The organism is Bacillus sp. FSL W8-1202 (assembly GCF_038006165.1).
Classification (GTDB): Bacteria; Bacillota; Bacilli; order Bacillales; family Bacillaceae; genus Bacillus; species Bacillus subtilis.
Window position 1 is genome coordinate 1,097,765 of record NZ_JBBOUR010000001.1, and the last position, 22,382, is coordinate 1,120,146.

20 protein-coding genes, 2 tRNA genes and 3 rRNA genes are annotated in these 22,382 nt (G+C 43.8%); 24 read left to right on the forward strand and 1 reads right to left on the reverse strand.

Annotated elements, in window-relative coordinates; all coding sequences use genetic code 11:
• The first annotated feature begins 103 nt into the window (after nt 1–103).
• From NSQ09_RS05640 to rsmI, 18 genes are all read left to right on the forward strand, one after another.
• Nucleotides 104–1,653, forward strand: a 16S ribosomal RNA gene (locus NSQ09_RS05640).
• A gap of 102 nt (nt 1,654–1,755) precedes the next feature.
• A tRNA-Ile gene (locus NSQ09_RS05645) sits at nt 1,756–1,832 on the forward strand.
• 11 nt (nt 1,833–1,843) lie between these two features.
• Nucleotides 1,844–1,919, forward strand: a tRNA-Ala gene (locus NSQ09_RS05650).
• 78 nt (nt 1,920–1,997) lie between these two features.
• Nucleotides 1,998–4,925 (forward strand): 23S ribosomal RNA (locus tag NSQ09_RS05655).
• Between the two features lie 55 nt (nt 4,926–4,980).
• Nucleotides 4,981–5,096 (forward strand): 5S ribosomal RNA (gene rrf, locus NSQ09_RS05660).
• Together the 16S, 23S and 5S rRNA genes with 2 tRNA genes alongside form the textbook arrangement of a ribosomal RNA operon.
• Nucleotides 5,097–5,274: 178 nt before the next feature.
• On the forward strand, nt 5,275–5,469 hold the full coding sequence (csfB, locus tag NSQ09_RS05665; RefSeq protein WP_015482686.1) for an anti-sigma-G factor: 195 nt from the start codon (nt 5,275–5,277) through the stop codon (nt 5,467–5,469).
• A 119-nt stretch (nt 5,470–5,588) separates the two neighbouring features.
• A complete protein-coding gene (locus NSQ09_RS05670) occupies nt 5,589–6,203 on the forward strand; it encodes a 5-bromo-4-chloroindolyl phosphate hydrolysis family protein (protein ID WP_017696386.1) in 615 nt (204 codons plus the stop codon).
• An 18-nt stretch (nt 6,204–6,221) separates the two neighbouring features.
• Complete coding sequence (locus NSQ09_RS05675) at nt 6,222–7,382, forward strand: toxic anion resistance protein (protein WP_024571366.1); 1,161 nt, start codon at nt 6,222–6,224, stop codon at nt 7,380–7,382.
• 81 nt (nt 7,383–7,463) lie between these two features.
• Nucleotides 7,464–8,906, forward strand: coding sequence for an aminotransferase class I/II-fold pyridoxal phosphate-dependent enzyme (locus NSQ09_RS05680; RefSeq protein ID WP_341030629.1), 1,443 nt, complete (start codon nt 7,464–7,466; stop codon nt 8,904–8,906).
• Nucleotides 8,903–9,541, forward strand: coding sequence for a dTMP kinase (gene tmk, locus NSQ09_RS05685; protein WP_003243137.1), 639 nt, complete (start codon nt 8,903–8,905; stop codon nt 9,539–9,541). The genes NSQ09_RS05680 and tmk overlap by 4 nt, the downstream gene beginning before the upstream one ends.
• A 73-nt stretch (nt 9,542–9,614) precedes the next feature.
• Nucleotides 9,615–9,944: a cyclic di-AMP receptor DarA gene (gene darA, locus NSQ09_RS05690; protein ID WP_003242755.1), complete on the forward strand. Its 330-nt coding sequence runs from the start codon at nt 9,615–9,617 to the stop codon at nt 9,942–9,944.
• 12 nt (nt 9,945–9,956) lie between these two features.
• Entirely contained in the window at nt 9,957–10,397 is a 441-nt protein-coding gene (locus NSQ09_RS05695; RefSeq protein ID WP_129137409.1) for a YaaR family protein, read from the forward strand.
• 11 nt (nt 10,398–10,408) lie between these two features.
• A complete protein-coding gene (holB, locus tag NSQ09_RS05700; protein ID WP_003226770.1) occupies nt 10,409–11,398 on the forward strand; it encodes a DNA polymerase III subunit delta' in 990 nt (329 codons plus the stop codon).
• Nucleotides 11,399–11,400: 2 nt separating this feature from the next.
• Entirely contained in the window at nt 11,401–12,228 is an 828-nt protein-coding gene (ricT, locus tag NSQ09_RS05705; protein WP_003226767.1) for a competence/sporulation regulator complex protein RicT, read from the forward strand.
• Nucleotides 12,229–12,242: 14 nt separating this feature from the next.
• Nucleotides 12,243–12,602, forward strand: a complete 360-nt coding sequence (gene yabA, locus NSQ09_RS05710; protein ID WP_003218308.1) for a replication initiation-control protein YabA — start codon at nt 12,243–12,245, stop codon at nt 12,600–12,602.
• A gap of 58 nt (nt 12,603–12,660) precedes the next feature.
• Entirely contained in the window at nt 12,661–13,404 is a 744-nt protein-coding gene (locus NSQ09_RS05715) for a tRNA1(Val) (adenine(37)-N6)-methyltransferase (protein ID WP_003244526.1), read from the forward strand.
• Entirely contained in the window at nt 13,391–13,690 is a 300-nt protein-coding gene (locus tag NSQ09_RS05720; RefSeq protein WP_003242983.1) for a GIY-YIG nuclease family protein, read from the forward strand. The genes NSQ09_RS05715 and NSQ09_RS05720 overlap by 14 nt, the downstream gene beginning before the upstream one ends.
• Nucleotides 13,665–14,543, forward strand: coding sequence for a 16S rRNA (cytidine(1402)-2'-O)-methyltransferase (gene rsmI, locus NSQ09_RS05725; protein WP_019712967.1), 879 nt, complete (start codon nt 13,665–13,667; stop codon nt 14,541–14,543). The genes NSQ09_RS05720 and rsmI overlap by 26 nt, the downstream gene beginning before the upstream one ends.
• Before the next feature lie 48 nt (nt 14,544–14,591).
• On the opposite strand, the gene abrB is transcribed toward rsmI, so the two are convergent.
• Complete coding sequence (gene abrB, locus NSQ09_RS05730) at nt 14,592–14,882, reverse strand: transition state genes transcriptional regulator AbrB (protein ID WP_003226760.1); 291 nt, start codon at nt 14,880–14,882, stop codon at nt 14,592–14,594.
• Between the two features lie 494 nt (nt 14,883–15,376).
• On the opposite strand from abrB, the gene metG reads away from it, so the two are divergent.
• The 6 genes from metG (at nt 15,377) to prtG (ending at nt 22,296) form a co-directional block, all read left to right on the forward strand.
• Complete coding sequence (metG, locus tag NSQ09_RS05735) at nt 15,377–17,371, forward strand: methionine--tRNA ligase (RefSeq protein ID WP_129137410.1); 1,995 nt, start codon at nt 15,377–15,379, stop codon at nt 17,369–17,371.
• Between the two features lie 78 nt (nt 17,372–17,449).
• The gene (locus NSQ09_RS05740) at nt 17,450–18,217 is read left to right on the forward strand and encodes a TatD family hydrolase (RefSeq protein WP_014478595.1); all 768 of its coding nucleotides are present in this window, start codon (nt 17,450–17,452) and stop codon (nt 18,215–18,217) included.
• 155 nt (nt 18,218–18,372) lie between these two features.
• Nucleotides 18,373–19,686: a ubiquitin-like domain-containing protein gene (locus tag NSQ09_RS05745; RefSeq protein WP_015715099.1), complete on the forward strand. Its 1,314-nt coding sequence runs from the start codon at nt 18,373–18,375 to the stop codon at nt 19,684–19,686.
• 144 nt (nt 19,687–19,830) lie between these two features.
• Complete coding sequence (gene rnmV, locus NSQ09_RS05750) at nt 19,831–20,391, forward strand: ribonuclease M5 (RefSeq protein ID WP_015253010.1); 561 nt, start codon at nt 19,831–19,833, stop codon at nt 20,389–20,391.
• Entirely contained in the window at nt 20,384–21,262 is an 879-nt protein-coding gene (gene rsmA / locus NSQ09_RS05755) for a 16S rRNA (adenine(1518)-N(6)/adenine(1519)-N(6))-dimethyltransferase RsmA (RefSeq protein ID WP_041054370.1), read from the forward strand. The genes rnmV and rsmA overlap by 8 nt, the downstream gene beginning before the upstream one ends.
• Before the next feature lie 161 nt (nt 21,263–21,423).
• Nucleotides 21,424–22,296 carry a sporulation-specific protease PrtG gene (prtG, locus tag NSQ09_RS05760; protein ID WP_014475574.1) on the forward strand — a complete coding sequence of 291 codons (873 nt, stop codon included), beginning with the start codon at nt 21,424–21,426 and terminating at the stop codon, nt 22,294–22,296.
• The last annotated feature ends 86 nt before the right edge of the window (nt 22,297–22,382 follow it).

Here is a 22,382-nt window from a genome sequence, read left to right on the forward strand (position 1 = left end):
CGAGCGGTAAACAAAGTTCTTTGAAAACTAAACAAGACAAAACGTACCTGTTAATTCATTTTTTATAAATCGCACAGCGATGTGCGTAGTCAGTCAAACTACTTTATCGGAGAGTTTGATCCTGGCTCAGGACGAACGCTGGCGGCGTGCCTAATACATGCAAGTCGAGCGGACAGATGGGAGCTTGCTCCCTGATGTTAGCGGCGGACGGGTGAGTAACACGTGGGTAACCTGCCTGTAAGACTGGGATAACTCCGGGAAACCGGGGCTAATACCGGATGGTTGTTTGAACCGCATGGTTCAAACATAAAAGGTGGCTTCGGCTACCACTTACAGATGGACCCGCGGCGCATTAGCTAGTTGGTGAGGTAATGGCTCACCAAGGCAACGATGCGTAGCCGACCTGAGAGGGTGATCGGCCACACTGGGACTGAGACACGGCCCAGACTCCTACGGGAGGCAGCAGTAGGGAATCTTCCGCAATGGACGAAAGTCTGACGGAGCAACGCCGCGTGAGTGATGAAGGTTTTCGGATCGTAAAGCTCTGTTGTTAGGGAAGAACAAGTACCGTTCGAATAGGGCGGTACCTTGACGGTACCTAACCAGAAAGCCACGGCTAACTACGTGCCAGCAGCCGCGGTAATACGTAGGTGGCAAGCGTTGTCCGGAATTATTGGGCGTAAAGGGCTCGCAGGCGGTTTCTTAAGTCTGATGTGAAAGCCCCCGGCTCAACCGGGGAGGGTCATTGGAAACTGGGGAACTTGAGTGCAGAAGAGGAGAGTGGAATTCCACGTGTAGCGGTGAAATGCGTAGAGATGTGGAGGAACACCAGTGGCGAAGGCGACTCTCTGGTCTGTAACTGACGCTGAGGAGCGAAAGCGTGGGGAGCGAACAGGATTAGATACCCTGGTAGTCCACGCCGTAAACGATGAGTGCTAAGTGTTAGGGGGTTTCCGCCCCTTAGTGCTGCAGCTAACGCATTAAGCACTCCGCCTGGGGAGTACGGTCGCAAGACTGAAACTCAAAGGAATTGACGGGGGCCCGCACAAGCGGTGGAGCATGTGGTTTAATTCGAAGCAACGCGAAGAACCTTACCAGGTCTTGACATCCTCTGACAATCCTAGAGATAGGACGTCCCCTTCGGGGGCAGAGTGACAGGTGGTGCATGGTTGTCGTCAGCTCGTGTCGTGAGATGTTGGGTTAAGTCCCGCAACGAGCGCAACCCTTGATCTTAGTTGCCAGCATTCAGTTGGGCACTCTAAGGTGACTGCCGGTGACAAACCGGAGGAAGGTGGGGATGACGTCAAATCATCATGCCCCTTATGACCTGGGCTACACACGTGCTACAATGGACAGAACAAAGGGCAGCGAAACCGCGAGGTTAAGCCAATCCCACAAATCTGTTCTCAGTTCGGATCGCAGTCTGCAACTCGACTGCGTGAAGCTGGAATCGCTAGTAATCGCGGATCAGCATGCCGCGGTGAATACGTTCCCGGGCCTTGTACACACCGCCCGTCACACCACGAGAGTTTGTAACACCCGAAGTCGGTGAGGTAACCTTTTAGGAGCCAGCCGCCGAAGGTGGGACAGATGATTGGGGTGAAGTCGTAACAAGGTAGCCGTATCGGAAGGTGCGGCTGGATCACCTCCTTTCTAAGGATATTATACGGAATATAAGACCTTGGGTCTTATAAACAGAACGTTCCCTGTCTTGTTTAGTTTTGAAGGAACTTTGTTCCTTGAATAAGTTAAGATGGGCCTGTAGCTCAGCTGGTTAGAGCGCACGCCTGATAAGCGTGAGGTCGGTGGTTCGAGTCCACTCAGGCCCACCATCTTATATAACGGGGCCTTAGCTCAGCTGGGAGAGCGCCTGCTTTGCACGCAGGAGGTCAGCGGTTCGATCCCGCTAGGCTCCACCAACGTGTTCTTTGAAAACTAGATAACAGTAGACATCACATTCAAGTAATACAAGATATCACATAGTGATTCTTTTTAACGGTTAAGTTAGAAAGGGCGCACGGTGGATGCCTTGGCACTAGGAGCCGATGAAGGACGGGACGAACACCGATATGCTTCGGGGAGCTGTAAGCAAGCTTTGATCCGGAGATTTCCGAATGGGGAAACCCACCACTCGTAATGGAGTGGTATCCATATCTGAATTCATAGGATATGAGAAGGCAGACCCGGGGAACTGAAACATCTAAGTACCCGGAGGAAGAGAAAGCAAATGCGATTCCCTGAGTAGCGGCGAGCGAAACGGGATTAGCCCAAACCAAGAGGCTTGCCTCTTGGGGTTGTAGGACACTCTGTACGGAGTTACAAAGGAACGAGGTAGATGAAGAGGTCTGGAAAGGCCCGCCATAGGAGGTAACAGCCCTGTAGTCAAAACTTCGTTCTCTCCTGAGTGGATCCTGAGTACGGCGGAACACGTGAAATTCCGTCGGAATCCGGGAGGACCATCTCCCAAGGCTAAATACTCCCTAGTGACCGATAGTGAACCAGTACCGTGAGGGAAAGGTGAAAAGCACCCCGGAAGGGGAGTGAAAGAGATCCTGAAACCGTGTGCCTACAAGTAGTCAGAGCCCGTTAACGGGTGATGGCGTGCCTTTTGTAGAATGAACCGGCGAGTTACGATCCCGTGCAAGGTTAAGCAGAAGATGCGGAGCCGCAGCGAAAGCGAGTCTGAATAGGGCGCATGAGTACGTGGTCGTAGACCCGAAACCAGGTGATCTACCCATGTCCAGGGTGAAGTTCAGGTAACACTGAATGGAGGCCCGAACCCACGCACGTTGAAAAGTGCGGGGATGAGGTGTGGGTAGGGGTGAAATGCCAATCGAACCTGGAGATAGCTGGTTCTCTCCGAAATAGCTTTAGGGCTAGCCTCAAGGTAAGAGTCTTGGAGGTAGAGCACTGATTGGACTAGGGGCCCCTACCGGGTTACCGAATTCAGTCAAACTCCGAATGCCAATGACTTATCCTTGGGAGTCAGACTGCGAGTGATAAGATCCGTAGTCGAAAGGGAAACAGCCCAGACCGCCAGCTAAGGTCCCAAAGTATACGTTAAGTGGAAAAGGATGTGGAGTTGCTTAGACAACCAGGATGTTGGCTTAGAAGCAGCCACCATTTAAAGAGTGCGTAATAGCTCACTGGTCGAGTGACTCTGCGCCGAAAATGTACCGGGGCTAAACGTATCACCGAAGCTGCGGACTGTTCTTCGAACAGTGGTAGGAGAGCGTTCTAAGGGCTGTGAAGCCAGACCGGAAGGACTGGTGGAGCGCTTAGAAGTGAGAATGCCGGTATGAGTAGCGAAAGAGGGGTGAGAATCCCCTCCACCGAATGCCTAAGGTTTCCTGAGGAAGGCTCGTCCGCTCAGGGTTAGTCGGGACCTAAGCCGAGGCCGAAAGGCGTAGGCGATGGACAACAGGTTGATATTCCTGTACCACCTCCTCACCATTTGAGCAATGGGGGGACGCAGGAGGATAGGGTAAGCGCGGTATTGGATATCCGCGTCCAAGCAGTTAGGCTGGGAAATAGGCAAATCCGTTTCCCATAAGGCTGAGCTGTGATGGCGAGCGAAATATAGTAGCGAAGTTCCTGATTCCACACTGCCAAGAAAAGCCTCTAGCGAGGTGAGAGGTGCCCGTACCGCAAACCGACACAGGTAGGCGAGGAGAGAATCCTAAGGTGATCGAGAGAACTCTCGTTAAGGAACTCGGCAAAATGACCCCGTAACTTCGGGAGAAGGGGTGCTCTGTTAGGGTGCAAGCCCGAGAGAGCCGCAGTGAATAGGCCCAGGCGACTGTTTAGCAAAAACACAGGTCTCTGCGAAGCCGTAAGGCGAAGTATAGGGGCTGACGCCTGCCCGGTGCTGGAAGGTTAAGAGGAGCGCTTAGCGTAAGCGAAGGTGCGAATTGAAGCCCCAGTAAACGGCGGCCGTAACTATAACGGTCCTAAGGTAGCGAAATTCCTTGTCGGGTAAGTTCCGACCCGCACGAAAGGCGCAACGATCTGGGCACTGTCTCAACGAGAGACTCGGTGAAATTATAGTACCTGTGAAGATGCAGGTTACCCGCGACAGGACGGAAAGACCCCGTGGAGCTTTACTGCAGCCTGATATTGAATGTTGGTACAGCTTGTACAGGATAGGTAGGAGCCTTGGAAACCGGAGCGCCAGCTTCGGTGGAGGCATCGGTGGGATACTACCCTGGCTGTATTGACCTTCTAACCCGCCGCCCTTATCGGGCGGGGAGACAGTGTCAGGTGGGCAGTTTGACTGGGGCGGTCGCCTCCTAAAAGGTAACGGAGGCGCCCAAAGGTTCCCTCAGAATGGTTGGAAATCATTCGCAGAGTGTAAAGGCACAAGGGAGCTTGACTGCGAGACCTACAAGTCGAGCAGGGACGAAAGTCGGGCTTAGTGATCCGGTGGTTCCGCATGGAAGGGCCATCGCTCAACGGATAAAAGCTACCCCGGGGATAACAGGCTTATCTCCCCCAAGAGTCCACATCGACGGGGAGGTTTGGCACCTCGATGTCGGCTCATCGCATCCTGGGGCTGTAGTCGGTCCCAAGGGTTGGGCTGTTCGCCCATTAAAGCGGTACGCGAGCTGGGTTCAGAACGTCGTGAGACAGTTCGGTCCCTATCCGTCGCGGGCGCAGGAAATTTGAGAGGAGCTGTCCTTAGTACGAGAGGACCGGGATGGACGCACCGCTGGTGTACCAGTTGTTCTGCCAAGGGCATCGCTGGGTAGCTATGTGCGGACGGGATAAGTGCTGAAAGCATCTAAGCATGAAGCCCCCCTCAAGATGAGATTTCCCATTCCGCAAGGAAGTAAGATCCCTGAAAGATGATCAGGTTGATAGGTCTGAGGTGGAAGTGTGGCGACACATGGAGCTGACAGATACTAATCGATCGAGGACTTAACCATATTTTTGAATGATGTCACACCTGTTATCTAGTTTTGAGAGAACACTCTCAATTTGTTTGGTGGCGATAGCGAAGAGGTCACACCCGTACCCATACCGAACACGGAAGTTAAGCTCTTCAGCGCCGATGGTAGTCGGGGGTTTCCCCCTGTGAGAGTAGGACGCCGCCAAGCAAGCTTAAACCCAGCTCATTGAGCTGGGTTTTTTGTTTACTCAAGATCGAGAAAATCAAACAAATACAAACACCGAGGGCTTATATAGCCCATATACTGATTTAAAGTTTCAAAAAGATCTAAATAGTGTATACAATATCCGTTTTAAGGGGAGGCTAATTGTACGGAGGTGGAGAAGATGGACGAAACAGGCAAACTTAATCATACATGTGTGATTTGTGATCAAGAGAAGAATAGAGGCATTCATCTTTATACGAAATTCATATGCTTAGATTGTGAGAGAAAAGTAATTTCTACATCAACTTCTGATCCTGACTATGCCTTTTACGTAAAAAAACTAAAGAGCATTCATACACCGCCATTATATTCATAGACCTGAAAAGGTCTTTTTTTGTACTCTTAATAATAAAAAGAAGATGAAACTTGTTTAAGGATTGAACGTAGTAGATAATAATATTAAAACTGAGTATAGACACAGGAGTCGATTATCTCATGCAGAGATTTTTTCACTTTTTGATGTGGAGTTTAACTAGCAGTGCGACTTTTGTTTTCATAGGAATATTGAGCTTTTTCGGTTTAAACCAGTCGCTTTTTTTATCTTTTGTTTATGGGCTTGCTTCTGGAGCAGCCGTATATATAGCTGGCATCTGGAATGCAAGACGGTTATTTCTTAAAAAGCATGAATTGACAGGAAGAGAGTATGCTTACATTAAGAAAAACTTAGAGGAAGCAAGGCAGAAAATGATCCGTCTTAGAAAAGCCTTGTTTCAGGCTAAAAGCATTCAAATGTTTAAGCAAAATGCAGAAATGCTAAGGATTGTGAGAAGGATTTATCTCCTCACCAAAAAAGAGCCAAAACGGTTTTATCAGGCAGAACGATTTTTTTATCAAACTCTCGATTCGGTTGTTGAATTGACAGAGAAGTATGCTTTTCTATCATCTCACCCAAAAAAAAGCAAAGAACTGTCGATGTCGTTAAGTGAGACACGCATCACTCTTACTGAATTGACCAAGCGTTTAGAGGAAGATTTAACTCAAGTAATGGGTGATGAAATTGACGAGTTGCAGTTTGAATTAGACGCAGCAAAACATTCATTAAAGAAATAAGGGAAGAGGGTAAGAGCGATGAACCGAGACCAAAGCGACCTTCATATAGATGAATTATTGGCAGATCCTTTTGGTGGTAACATAGAGATACCAGGTTCGGAGGCTGTAAAAGCAGAGAAAGAGCAAGTACGGCTTGTTGATGTTCTTCCTGAGGAAAACAAGGAAAAAGCAATTCAGCTTGCCGGACAGATTGATCATAAAAATATGCAAAGTATTGTCTTATACGGTTCACAAGCTCAATCTAAACTGCTGAACTTTTCTCATGATATGATTAATCATGTTCAAAAGAAGGATGTCGGGGAGATTGGCGAAATACTTGGAGAGCTGATGAAAAAGCTGGAGCAAGTAAATCCTGATGATCTCCAATCTAAGAAAAAGGGTTTTTTGGCACGCATGTTTGGAAGAGTATCAAGTTCTCTTCAAGAGGTGCTGTCTAAATACCAAAAGACCAGTGTGCAGATAGACAGAATCAGCTTGAAGCTGGAGCACTCTAAAAATGCTTTAATCAGTGACAACAAGCTGTTAGAGCAGTTATATGAAAAAAATAAAGAATATTTTGCCGCGCTGAATGTTTATATCGCTGCAGGAGAACTGAAGCTGGAGGAATTAAAAACAAAAACGATTCCTAAACTGAAGCAACAGGCTGAATCGAGTGATCATAACCAAATGGCAGTTCAAGAGGTGAATGATTTAATTCAATTTGCTGACCGGTTAGATAAAAGGGTGCATGATTTGCTGCTGAGCAGGCAAATTACAATCCAAAGTGCACCGCAAATCAGGCTGATTCAAAATACAAACCAAGCGTTAGCTGAAAAGATTCAGTCATCCATTGTGACAGCGATTCCTCTATGGAAAAATCAAGTTGCCATTGCACTGACGCTTTTAAGGCAGCGCAATGCAGTGGATGCACAACAGAAAGTATCTGATACAACCAATGAGCTTTTGTTGAAAAATGCGGAGCTTTTAAAAACCAATACAATTGAAACTGCACGGGCAAATGAACGGGGCCTGGTTGATATAGATACCTTGAAGAAGGTTCAGGAAAGCTTAATAAGCACGCTTGAAGAAACACTGACTATACAAGAAGAAGGACGAATCAAACGCCGTCAGGCAGAAGAAGAGCTTATGATGATGGAAGGCGACCTGAAGCAAAAGCTGCTTACAATAAAGGAAAGATAGTTACCAGTAAGTCTGGCTTTAAGTTCTCTCAGAGGCACGATATAATAAGGTGTAAGAAGACACATTCAAAGGATTGTTTTCATGAACACACCTTTATATAAAGCATTAATTCAACATGCGAGAAGAAATTCTCATTCATTTCATGTTCCGGGACATCACAATGGAGATGTCTTTTTTGATGACGCTAAGTCAATATTCGATCCGCTTCTCACCATTGATGTAACTGAACTGGCAGGATTGGATGATCTCCATCATCCTTCTGGGGTGATTAAGGAAGCTCAGGAGCTTGCCAGTCAATTATATGGATCGGCGGAAAGTTTTTTTCTGGTAAATGGTACGACTGTCGGAAACTTAGCGATGATTTTATCTGTTTGTGAACCTGGTGATACAATTCTGGTTCAAAGAAACTGTCATAAATCTGTATTTCATGCTGTTGATTTGGCCGATGCTGAGCCGGTTTATCTTGCGCCTGACGTTGATTCAGCGATGCATGTGCCTACGCATGTTCCGCTTGGAACAATTAAAGAGGCCCTGGCAGCATATCCAGATGCGAAAGGCTTGGTACTGACCAATCCGACATATTACGGACATAGTGCTGATTTGACTGAGATCATTACTGAAGCCCATCATTACGGGATTCCTGTTTTGGTCGATGAAGCGCATGGTGCACATTTTATTTTAGGTGAGCCTTTTCCGGTCTCAGCTTTAAAAATGGGGGCAGATATTGTTGTTCAGTCGGCCCACAAAACGTTGCCTGCCATGACGATGGGTTCTTATTTGCATCTCAACAGCAGCTGCAGGATTAACAGGGATCGGGTTGCAGAGTATTTAAACCGATTACAAAGCAGCAGCCCGTCTTATCCGATTATGGCTTCGTTAGATATTGCCCGCGCTTATGTACAGCATATTATAGAAGAACAAAAGCTTTCTGACATTCTGCAGCGGATACAAACACTTAAACAAACGTTTGATTCACTTACAAATGCTGAAGCTGTTAACCCTGCTAATCCACTGATCATCACGGACCCGCTGAAGCTCACAATTCGTTCAAAACGCGGGCATACTGGCTATACGCTGCAAAGCATATTAGAGCGTGCCAACATATTCACTGAGCTTGCTGATGAAAATCAAGTTCTGCTCGTTCTCCCATTGGGAGGAAAACGGAGAATAAACGCTGAAACCATTAGAAGCATTGATGAAGAGATTGAGAAAACGCCTCCGGATCAGACGTTTGTTTCTGCAGAATGGGGTGTGCAGCCTGTTACTGTCTTGCCTTATCCAAAAAAGGTCTTACATTCGTTTAAGAAAGAATATGTGGACTTTGAGGAAGCAGCTGGCCGGCTGAATGCAGAAGATATCATCCCTTATCCTCCGGGTATCCCGATGATTATGGCGGGAGAAAGAATAACAAAAGAAAGTGTGCAAAAGCTCAGCCGCTTGATCAGCATGAAAACGCATGTTCAAGGGAATATGAAAATCAAAGAGAAACAACTACTTGTTTATATAGAAGAGGAGAAATCATGAGCGGTTTATTTATTACATTCGAAGGTCCTGAAGGTGCAGGGAAAACGACTGTTCTGCAGGAGATCAAAAACATACTGACAGCAGAAGGCCTTCAGGTTATGGCAACTCGAGAGCCAGGCGGAATAGATATTGCAGAACAAATTCGAGAGGTTATTCTGAATGAGAACAATATATTAATGGACCCAAAAACAGAAGCTCTCTTATATGCGGCTGCAAGACGCCAGCATTTAGTTGAAAAAGTAAAACCTGCTTTAGAACAGGGGTTTATCGTTCTTTGCGACAGATTCATAGACAGTTCTCTTGCGTATCAAGGATATGCAAGAGGGCTTGGAATTGATGAGGTTCTGTCCATTAATGAATTTGCCATTGGAGATATGATGCCCCATGTAACGGTTTATTTTTCAATTGATCCGGAAGAAGGACTGAAGCGAATTTACGCAAACGGCTCACGGGAGAAAAACAGGCTCGATTTAGAAAAACTGGACTTTCATACAAAAGTACAAGAAGGTTATCAAGAGCTGATGAAGCGATTTCCGGAAAGATTTCATTCAGTTGATGCCGGGCAATCCAAAGACCTCGTCGTTCAGGATGTTCTAAAGGTGATCGATGAAGCGTTGAAAAAAATTCAATTGTGACCTGTTTCCCAATAGTTGATATAATAATGTAAACGAGATCACGTTGTTTCCAATCTAAAGGAGGCCTTCACAGATGAAATTGATAGTGGCAGTTGTACAAGATCAGGACAGCAACAGACTTTTGAAAACCTTAACGGATCACAACTTCAGAGTCACAAAGCTTGCGACGACAGGAGGATTTCTTAAATCAGGCAATACAACGTTTATGATCGGTGTCGAGGATATACGCGTCAATAAAGCGTTGAGTCTCATTAAAGAAAACGGGCAGAAACGTGATCAGATGATTGCCCCTGTATCTCCAATGGGCGGAAATGCTGATTCCTATGTCCCTTATCCAGTCGAAGTTGAAGTTGGCGGAGCGACAGTATTTGTCCTTCCAGTCGATGAATTTCATCAATTTTAAGGATCTGAAACTGTGAAAATTAATAAAGATATACGTACATTTATAGATAATAAGCAGATTCCCTCTGTGAAAACATCTGAGATCACAGCATCGTTTAAAACATCAATGGAAAACCAAAGCAGCAAAATGAAGCTTGATCAGCTTACCAGGCTGTTATCTGATATAGAAGCATTCGGAAAAAGGCTAACGAAATCTCGGAATTTTAAAGACTTAGCGAGATTTAAAGGACTTGTGAAACGTTTTGTCAAAGAAGCTGTGGACAGCGGCCTTTCACATGAAACATCGAAAAGCTTTGACCTTTACGGGAACAGCAGAACGCTGGGACTTGTGAAAGAAATAGATGACAAATTGATACAGCTTACGGAAGAGATGATGGATCAGGAAAAACCGGCAATAGATTTGCTGAAGCGTATTGGCGAAATAAAAGGTTTATTAATTAACCTTTACACATAGAGAGTGATACAATGGCAATATCCTGGAAGGAAATGAACGAGCTTCAGCCCAGAGTGATGAAGCTTTTATATAATAGTATTGAGAAGGACAGACTATCACACGCTTATTTGTTTGAGGGGAAAAAAGGAACAGGCAAGCTTGATGCCGCGCTGCTTCTTGCAAAAAGCTTCTTTTGTCTGGAGGATGGCGCGGAGCCTTGTGAGAGCTGCCGAAACTGTAAACGGATAGAGTCAGGGAACCATCCTGATCTCCATCTTGTTCAGCCTGATGGCTTATCAATCAAAAAGGCGCAAATTCAAGCGCTCCAAGAAGAGTTTTCTAAGACAGGACTTGAATCGCATAAAAAGCTGTATATTATTTCGCACGCAGATCAAATGACAGCAAATGCGGCGAATAGCCTGCTGAAATTTTTAGAAGAACCGAACAAAGACACAATGGCCGTCCTCATCACTGAGCAGCCCCAAAGGTTATTGGATACCATCATTTCAAGATGCCAAACCCTTCCTTTTCAGCCTTTGCAGCCGAAAGCAATTGAAGACAGACTGATCGAACAGGACGTCTCGCCTCATATGGCAAGGCTTCTGGCCAACATGACTAATAATGTAGCAGAAGCAGTCGAATTAAGTCGAAATGATGAGTTTGCAGAGTCTAGAGCGAAAGTGATAAAATTGTATGAAGTCCTACACCAGCGGAAAGGACATGCTTTTTTCTTTATTCAAGATCAATGGATGCCCTTTTTCAAAGAAAAAACCCATCAAGAAATGGGTCTTGATATGCTCTTATTGATATATCGTGATGTGTTGTCCATCCAAATAGGAAATGAAGATAAATTGATTTATCAAGACTTATTCCAATCAATAAAACAGCATGCGCTACAATCAACACAACAAAGCGTTACGAATCAGATACTTGCTGTTTTAGAAGCAAAGAAACGGCTTCATTCCAATGTGAATGTACAAGGATTAATGGAGCACTTGGTGTTAATGTTGCAGGAGGGATAAGCTTGTACAATGTAATTGGTGTCCGCTTTAAGAAAGCGGGTAAAATATATTATTTTGATCCGAATGGATTTCATATAGAACATGACAGCTGCGTAATTGTAGAAACTGTCAGAGGCGTTGAGTACGGCCAGGTCGTAATTGCAAATAAACAGGTGGATGAGCATGATGTTGTGCTTCCCCTTCGAAAAGTGATACGTGTGGCTGACGAGCGCGATCTTCTCATTGTAGAAGAAAATAAACAGGAAGCACTATCAGCATTTGATATCTGCCAAAAGAAAGTGATTGAGCATGGCTTGGATATGAAGCTGGTCGATGTTGAATTCACGTTTGATCGCAATAAAGTCATTTTTTACTTCACTGCTGACGGCCGAGTCGACTTTAGAGAGCTTGTAAAGGATTTGGCTTCTATCTTTAAGACAAGAATTGAGCTGCGCCAAATCGGAGTAAGGGATGAGGCAAAAATGCTCGGAGGAATCGGTCCTTGCGGAAGAATGCTTTGCTGTTCAACGTTCCTTGGAGATTTTGAACCCGTTTCCATTAAAATGGCCAAGGATCAGAACTTGTCTTTAAATCCTACGAAGATTTCGGGCCTTTGCGGACGATTGATGTGCTGTCTAAAATATGAGAACGATGAGTATGAGACGGCAAAAGAACAGCTTCCGGATATAGGAGAAATGATTACGACAGCAAACGGTCCCGCGAAGGTCGTCGGACTAAATATTCTGGAACGGGTGCTTCAGGTGGAACTGATAAACCGTGAAAAAGTGATAGAATATACTTGGGAAGAGCTCTTGGAAGAGGGCGTCGTATCCGCACAAACCACAGATTAACGAGGTGTGGAACCTTGGATAAAAAAGAGTTATTTGATACAGTCATTAACTTAGAAGAACAAATTGGCTCACTGTACCGGCAGCTGGGGGATTTGAAGCAGCATATCGGTGAGATGATTGAGGAAAATCATCATTTACAGCTTGAAAACAAGCATTTGCGCAAACGGCTGGACGATACGACGCAGCAGATTGAAAAGTTCAAAGCTGATAAAAAAGAATCAAAAACACAGAAGACAGAGCAAACTGATATAGGGGAAGGATATGATAATCTGGCACGTCTGTATCAAGAAGGATTTCATATCTGCAATGTCCACTATGGAAGTGTTCGAAAAGAGGATTGTCTTTTCTGTCTGTCATTCTTAAATAAAAAATAGGGAAAAGGCTTCCGCATAAGACGGGAGCCTTTTTCAAAGGTACTGAAAGGATAAGAAGATGGTTTCATTACATGATGATGAAAGATTAGATTATTTGCTGGCAGAGGACATGAAAATCATACAAAGCCCAACAGTGTTTGCTTTTTCGTTGGACGCTGTGCTTCTGTCCAAATTTGCGTACGTTCCGATTCAAAAAGGGAAAATTGTTGATTTATGCACCGGCAATGGTATTGTGCCGCTGCTGCTCAGTACAAGATCAAAAGCAGACATTCTGGGAGTCGAAATTCAAGAAAGACTGCATGATATGGCTGTTCGCAGCGTGGAGTATAATAAGTTGGACGATCAGATCCAGATCATACATGATGACCTGAAAAACATGCCGGAGAAACTTGGACATAATCGATATGATGTTGTCACCTGCAATCCGCCGTATTTTAAAACGCCGAAACAAACTGAACAAAACATGAACGAGCATCTCCGAATCGCAAGACATGAAATCCACTGCACGCTGGAGGATGTCATTTCAGTCAGCAGCAAGCTGCTCAAGCAAGGGGGGAAAGCAGCTCTTGTTCACCGGCCGGGAAGGCTTCTGGAGATTTTTGAACTGATGAAGGCTTATCAAATCGAGCCGAAACGTGTACAATTTGTCTATCCGAAGCAAGGGAAAGAAGCCAATACCATTCTGGTTGAAGGTATCAAAGGCGGGCGCCCAGATTTGAAAATTCTTCCTCCCTTATTCGTTTATGATGAACAAAATGAATATACAAAAGAAATCAGGACCATTTTATATGGAGACAAATAACCATTTCTTCTACGTCGTGAAATGTAAGGACAATAGCTGGTATGCCGGATATACCAACGATCTGCATAAACGAGTGAAAACGCACAATGATGGAAAGGGCGCAAAGTACACAAAAGTAAGACGTCCGGTTGAATTAATTTTTGCCGAGAGCTTTTCAACAAAGCGGGAAGCTATGCAGGCGGAATATTATTTCAAAAAACTAACTCGGAAGAAAAAAGAGCTTTATATAGAAGAAAAGCGGAACAGCAAGGAGGCTGTATATGTTAAGGCGCCAAATGAGCTTTAATGGAAAGTCGGACATGGGGATTCTTTACTTGGTCCCAACCCCAATCGGAAATCTAGAGGATATGACATTCCGGGCGATCGACACGCTGAAATCAGTGGATGCGATTGCTGCGGAAGATACGAGGCAAACGAAAAAGCTTTGTCATGTATATGAAATTGAAACACCGCTCGTCAGCTATCACGAACACAATAAAGAAAGCAGTGGGCACAAAATTATTGAATGGCTGAAGTCGGGAAAAAACATTGCTCTTGTCAGTGATGCCGGTCTGCCGACGATTTCTGATCCCGGAGCGGAAATTGTAAAGGATTTTACGGATATAGGCGGTTATGTTGTTCCGTTGCCGGGAGCAAATGCCGCATTAACAGCTCTTATTGCTTCAGGTATTGTACCGCAGCCTTTTTTCTTTTACGGTTTTCTCAACAGACAGAAAAAAGAAAAGAAGAAGGAGCTTGAAGCCCTTAAAAAACGGCGGGAAACGATCATTTTTTATGAAGCGCCTCACAGATTGAAGGAAACCTTGTCAGCGATGGCAGAGATATTAGGAGATCGGGAAATTGCTGTAACACGTGAACTCACTAAGAAATATGAAGAGTTTATCCGAGGAACCATATCTGAGGTCATTGGATGGGCAAATGAGGATCAAATACGCGGCGAGTTTTGTCTTGTCGTAGAAGGAAGTAATAATGAAGAGGTAGATGAGGAAGAACAATGGTGGGAAACCCTCACTGCGAAAGAACATGTCGAGCATTACATCTCGAAAGGCGCTACGTCTAAAGAAGCCATTAAAAAAGCAGCAGTCGATCGCAATGTACCAAAGCGTGAAGTGTACGATGCTTACCATATTAAGCAATAAAAAAACGTTCTTGTGTCATAACAAGAACGTTTTTTGTACAAGAAATGATTATTTAAGGTTTTGAAGCTGGTTTTGGATTTCGCTGATGATTTGCTCAGCGCCTTCTTTACTAAGAACCAATTTACCGCCTGCAAGTTTAAGGTTATCATCAGAAACTTCACCAGTTACTTGGCAAGTCATGTTTGGTTTATATTTTTTAAGGATGATTTTTTCATCATCAACATAGATTTCAAGAGCATCTTTTTCTGCGATTCCAAGAGTACGACGCAGTTCGATAGGAATAACTACACGTCCTAATTCATCAACTTTACGTACAATACCAGTAGATTTCATAAACATTCTCCTCCCAAGAGATACTTATTTGTTTAAATTATATTTTTCTTCGTCATTATTCGTCAAAATCCTTACCTTCATAGCATAACAAGGTTTCCAATAATCGTCAATCATTTTGTTTACTATTGATTGTAAGAATTAGTTCTTATAGTCAGTAATGTCTTAGAAACTACCGAAATAACAGCATTTTATAAATATTTAATAAAGCTATTATCCTACTAAAAATCCTTTTAAATCAAGACTTTCGAACCAAAGTTTTTTATTTCATTTGATTATATACGACAAAATTCGACACGAACTGACTTTTTTTATTTTCATTAAAGATTTTTAATTTTAATTATTCTTTTTCAGGGTGTATGTATATATTCTTGATCTTAAAGGCTAAGATGGTATCATAGATAAAGGATAAATATAAATAATATTCATATATGATTTGCACTTATCGCCGCTCTCGTCCTTTGGGCGGGAGCTTTTTGACATTCTGATTAGGAGGTTTCAAGATGCCGCAAGAAAACAATACATTTTACATTACAACACCGATTTATTATCCGAGCGGAAAATTACATATCGGCCATGCATATACGACAGTCGCGGGAGATGCAATGGCACGTTACAAAAGATTAAAAGGGTTCGATGTTCGCTATTTAACGGGAACGGACGAGCATGGACAAAAGATCCAGCAAAAAGCTGAACAGGAAAACATTACACCTCAGGAGTATGTGGATCGCGCAGCGGCAGATATTCAAAAACTGTGGAAGCAGCTTGAAATCTCAAACGACGACTTTATCCGCACGACAGAAAAACGGCATAAAGTTGTCATTGAAAAGGTGTTTCAAAAGCTTCTTGATAACGGGGACATCTATCTTGATGAGTATGAAGGCTGGTACAGCATCCCTGATGAAACGTTCTACACGGAAACTCAGCTCGTTGATATTGAGCGGAATGAAAAGGGAGAGGTCATCGGCGGAAAAAGCCCTGACAGCGGTCACCCAGTTGAATTGATCAAAGAGGAATCTTATTTCTTCCGCATGGGGAAATACGCGGATCGTCTTCTGAAATACTATGAAGAAAACCCGACATTCATTCAGCCAGAATCACGCAAAAACGAAATGATTAATAACTTTATCAAACCTGGACTTGAGGATTTGGCAGTATCACGCACCACTTTTGATTGGGGCGTGAAGGTGCCGGAAAATCCAAAGCATGTTGTATATGTTTGGATTGACGCACTATTTAACTATTTAACAGCACTCGGTTATGATACAGAAAATGGTGAGCTTTATCAAAAATATTGGCCTGCCGATGTTCATTTGGTCGGTAAGGAGATTGTACGATTCCATACTATTTATTGGCCAATTATGCTGATGGCTCTGGATCTTCCGTTGCCGAAACAGGTATTCGCGCATGGCTGGCTTTTGATGAAAGACGGAAAAATGTCGAAATCAAAAGGAAACGTTGTAGATCCGGTTACATTAATTGAACGCTATGGTTTAGACGAGCTTCGCTATTACCTGCTTCGTGAAGTGCCGTTCGGATCTGACGGTGTTTTCACGCCGGAAGGATTTGTTGAGCGAATCAACTATGATTTAGCGAATGATTTAGGAAATCTATTGAATCGTACTGTTGCGATGATCAATAAGTATTTTGACGGACAAATCGGTTCTTACAAAGGTGCTGTTACGGAATTTGACCAAACGCTCACTTCTGTTGCTGAAGAAACAGTGAAAGCTTATGAGAAAGCAATGGAAAATATGGAGTTCTCGGTAGCACTTTCGACTTTATGGCAGCTCATCAGCCGCACAAACAAATACATTGATGAGACAGCTCCATGGGTGCTTGCGAAAGATCCGGCAAAAGAAGAAGAATTGCGATCAGTTATGTATCATCTCGCTGAATCATTGCGTATTTCAGCGGTACTGCTTCAGCCATTCTTAACAAAAACACCGGAAAAAATGTTCGAGCAGCTGGGCATTACCGATGAATCTCTAAAAGCTTGGGACAGCATTACAACTTTCGGCCAGCTGAAAGATACAAAAGTACAAAAAGGCGAGCCATTGTTCCCTCGTTTAGAGGCAGAAGAAGAAATTGCTTACATCAAAGGGAAAATGCAAGGTTCGGCACCAGCGAAAGAAGAAACAAAAGAAGAAAAGCCGCAAGAGGTCGATCGTTTACCTGAAATTACGATTGATCAATTTATGGATGTAGAGCTTCGCGTAGCTGAGGTCATTGAGGCAGAACCAGTGAAAAAAGCAGACCGTTTATTGAAGCTGCAGCTTGATCTTGGTTTTGAAAAGCGCCAAGTGGTATCCGGCATTGCGAAGCATTATACGCCTGAAGAGCTTGTTGGAAAAAAACTCGTTTGTGTAACAAATCTAAAACCGGTTAAACTCAGAGGAGAGCTTTCTCAAGGTATGATCCTTGCAGGAGAAGCAGACGGCGTTTTAAAGGTCGTATCTATCGATCAGTCGTTACCAAAAGGCACAAGAATTAAATAATGATAAACAAAAGGTGTTTCACGTGTAACAATTCGTCGAACACCTTTTGTGTTTCGACAAGAAAGGAGTTTTTCACTTATGTTGTTTGACACTCACGCGCATTTAAATGCAGAACAATATGATACTGATCTGGATGAGGTTATTGAACGGGCAAAAGCTGAAAAAGTTGAACGAATTGTCGTAGTTGGTTTTGACCGTCCGACGATTACCCGTGCGATGGAAATGATTGAGGAATATGATTTTATTTATGCAGCCATTGGCTGGCACCCTGTTGACGCTATTGACATGACAGAGGAAGACTTAGCGTGGATTAAAGAGCTTTCTGCTCATGAGAAAGTGGTAGCGATAGGGGAAATGGGACTGGATTATCATTGGGATAAATCACCTAAAGATATTCAAAAAGAGGTGTTTAGAAAACAAATCGCCTTAGCGAAAGAGGTCAATTTGCCTATTATCATTCATAACCGTGATGCAACGGAGGATGTCGTGACCATTTTGAAAGAGGAAGGCGCAGAAGCTGTGGGCGGAATCATGCACTGCTTTACAGGAAGTGCGGAAGTGGCAAGAGAATGCATGAAAATGAATTTTTATTTATCATTTGGAGGACCGGTGACATTTAAAAATGCGAAGAAACCGAAGGAAGTAGTGAAGGAAATTCCCAATGACCGGTTGCTGATTGAAACGGACTGCCCGTTTCTCACACCGCACCCTTTCCGCGGGAAAAGAAATGAGCCAAGCTATGTGAAATATGTGGCAGAACAAATCGCCGAATTAAAAGAAATGACCTTTGAAGAGATTGCGTCAATCACGACTGAAAATGCGAAAAGACTTTTCCGTATAAACTGACAAAAAACGCTAGCGGGTTTTGTAAGAGCTTGTCCCTTACAGCGTTTTTCTATAAAAGTTCTACATGCTTTCTTCTCCTCATAGGATAGGTTTGTCGACAAGTCTTTCTTCCGTTTCTCAGTGTATTTCAGGATAATGAAGAGGACACTGAGCTTTTGGGAGAAAGAGAAGGGAGGGTTGACAGCCTTTTAGATACTCTATATAATCTCTCCGAGGAGAAGGAGGCGTTTTTCATCACACAAAAAATGAAAAAGCTGTTTTCCGTAAAGCTTAGCAAAAGCAAAGTCATTCTGGTTGCTGCTTGTTTGCTTTTGGCAGGAAGCGGGACTGCGTACGCGGCTCATGAGCTGACGAAACAATCAGTCTCAGTTTCTATCAATGGCAAAAAGAAACATATACGCACACATGCAAATACAGTCGGTGATCTTTTGGAGACGCTTGATATAAAGACAAGAGACGAAGACAAGATCACACCTGCTAAACAGACAAAGATAACAGCAGACATGGACGTTGTGTATGAGGCTGCAAAACCTGTGAAGCTTACAATAAACGGGGAAGAAAAGACGTTATGGTCAACAGCAAAAACGGTCGGTGCATTACTGGACGAACAAGATGTTGATGTGAAAGAACAAGATCAAATTGATCCTGCAATAGATACAGATATTTCGAAAGACATGAAGATTAACATAGAGCCCGCATTTCAGGTTACTGTGAATGATGCAGGGAAACAAAAGAAGATCTGGACGACTTCGACTACGGTCGCTGACTTTTTAAAACAGCAAAAGATGAACATAAAAGACGAAGATAAAATCAAGCCTGCGTTAGATGCAAAGCTGACGAAAGGAAAGGCTGATATTACAATTACTCGTATCGAAAAGGTCACCGATGTAGTTGAAGAGAAGATTGCGTTCGATGTGAAAAAACAAGAAGACGCTTCTCTTGAAAAAGGGAAAGAAAAGGTCGTCCAAAAAGGAAAAGAAGGCAAGCTAAAAAAACATTTCGAAGTCGTTAAAGAAAACGGTAAAGAAGTGTCCAGAGAGCTTGTAAAAGAAGAAACAGCTGAACAAAGCAAAGATAAAGTGATTGCTGTCGGCACAAAGCAAAGCAGTCCAAAAGTTGAAACGGTCAGTGCTTCAGGTGATTCAAAAACAGTTGTGTCCCGCAGCAATGAATCAACAGGCAAAGTCATGACTGTATCATCTACGGCTTATACGGCAAGCTGCAGCGGTTGTTCAGGACATACAGCGACAGGCGTCAATTTAAAAAATAATCCGAATGCCAAAGTCATCGCTGTGGATCCCAATGTCATTCCGCTAGGCTCCAAAGTCCACGTGGAAGGCTATGGATATGCCATTGCTGCAGATACCGGTTCAGCGATTAAAGGGAACAAGATAGACGTCTTTTTCCCAGAGAAATCATCGGCGTACCGATGGGGAAATAAAACAGTCAAAATTAAAATCTTAAATTAGTATATACTTATGTATTCAGAGGGTTTTGCGCCCTCTGTTTTTTTCGTTATAATAGACAAAGTGCATTTTCTGCTTATTAGACGCTCGACATAAGAAAAAGTTTCATGAATATACAAAAGTTTTTATTTTGTCTTGGAGGAAATAATGAAAATTAAAGAGATCATTGTGGTCGAGGGGCGTGATGATACGGCCCGCATCAAATTGGCTGTTGATGCAGACACAATTGAAACAAATGGTTCAGCCATCGATGATCATGTGATTGACCAAATCCGTTTGGCCCAGAAGACCAGAGGCGTCATTATTTTAACGGATCCGGACTTTCCGGGAGAGAAGATTCGCAAAACCATCTCAGAGGCTGTACCCGGCTGTAAGCATGCATTTTTGCCAAAACATCTTGCCAAACCTAAAAACAAGCGGGGAATTGGTGTGGAGCATGCATCGGTTGAAAGCATTAGGGCATGTTTAGAAAATGTGCATGAGGAGATGGAAGCGCAGCCGAGTGACATTTCAGCTGAGGATTTGATTCATGCCGGACTAATAGGCGGACCTGCGGCCAAACGCCGCCGGGAACGACTGGGTGATCTGTTGAAAATCGGCTATACAAATGGCAAACAGCTTCAAAAACGGCTGCAAATGTTTCAAATTAAAAAAAGTGATTTTATGAGCGCGCTCGATACCGTTATGCGGGAGGAACAGAATGAATAAAGATATTGCGACACCGATTAGAACGAAAGAGATACTGAAGAAATACGGTTTTTCTTTTAAAAAGAGCTTAGGACAGAATTTCTTAATTGATACGAACATTTTAAACAGAATTGTCGATCACGCGGAAGTGACGGAGAAAACAGGTGTCATTGAAATCGGCCCGGGAATCGGGGCTTTAACCGAACAGCTTGCCAAGCGGGCGAAAAAGGTCGTGGCATTTGAGATTGACCAGCGATTATTGCCGATTCTGAAGGATACACTGTCACCTTATGACAATGTCACTGTCATTCATCAGGACGTGTTAAAGGCTGATGTCAAATCGGTCATTGAAGAACAATTTCAAGATTGTGATGAGATTATGGTAGTTGCCAACCTTCCTTATTACGTAACAACACCGATTATCATGAAACTGCTTGAAGAACATCTTCCGCTGAAAGGAATTGTGGTCATGCTGCAAAAAGAAGTGGCTGAGCGCATGGCGGCTGATCCTTCATCTAAGGAGTACGGCTCGCTTTCAATCGCGGTGCAGTTTTATACAGAAGCCAAAACGGTGATGATCGTTCCGAAAACCGTATTTGTTCCTCAGCCTAATGTCGATTCCGCAGTCATCCGTCTGGTTCTCCGAGACGGCCCGGCAGTGGACGTGGAAAACGAATCCTTTTTCTTTCAGCTCATCAAGGCAAGCTTTGCACAGCGCCGTAAAACGCTGCTCAATAACTTAGTTAACAATCTGCCTGAAGGAAAAGCACAAAAATCAACGATTGAGCAAGTGCTCAAAGAAACAAATATTGACGGTAAGCGCCGAGGTGAATCCCTGTCTATTGAGGAGTTCGCAGCGCTGTCTAACGGATTGTATAAAGCCCTTTTCTAAAAGGGCTTTTTGTTTTGCGCACCACATGGACTGCCGCTACATAGGCTAGAGAAGGACCTTTCATTCAATGATAAGAAAAAACTTGGACTCAGCGAAAAAAGGCGCTTTCTCAAGGCTCTTTCTTTCATGATGAGGCTTAGTCTATGTGTGGAGTGAGGAATGTGCAATTTCAAATAGGGGATATGGTAGCCAGAAAATCCTATCAGATGGATGTTTTGTTTCGAATTATAGGAATAGAGCAAACAAGCAAAGGAAATTCAATTGCCATTTTGCATGGAGATGAAGTCAGGCTGATTGCTGATTCGGATTTTTCTGATCTGGTAGCAGTGAAAAAAGATGAGCAGATGATGCGGAAAAAGAAAGATGAGAGCAGAATGAATGAGTCGCTCGAATTGCTCCGCCAGGATTATAAGCTGCTCAGAGAAAAACAGGAGTACTATGCGACAAGCCAATATCAGCATCAGGAGCATTATTTCCATATGCCGGGCAAAGTGCTTCATCTGGATGGCGATGAAGCATATCTGAAAAAATGCCTGAATGTCTATAAAAAAATTGGAGTGCCGGTCTATGGCATCCATTGCCATGAAAAGAAAATGTCTGCTTCTATTGAAGAATTGCTCGACAAATATCGACCTGACATCCTGGTGATCACAGGGCATGATGCTTACTCGAAGCAAAAGGGCGGTATTGATGATTTGAATGCGTACAGACATTCTAAGCACTTTGTTGAAACAGTTCAAACAGCCCGAAAAAAGATCCCTCACTTAGATCAGCTTGTTATTTTTGCGGGGGCTTGCCAATCCCATTTTGAATCACTCATCAGAGCGGGTGCGAATTTTGCGAGTTCGCCATCAAGAGTCAATATTCATGCGCTTGATCCGGTATATATCGTCGCGAAGATCAGCTTTACGCCGTTTATGGAACGGATTAATGTATGGGAAGTGCTCCGTAATACGCTGACAAGAGAGAAAGGGCTTGGAGGTATTGAAACAAGAGGAGTTCTGAGAATTGGTATGCCTTATAAGTCCAATTAACAGTTGAAAACCTGCATAGGAGAGCTATGCGGGTTTTTTATTTTGCATAATGATACATAATTTACCGAAACTTGCGGAACATAATT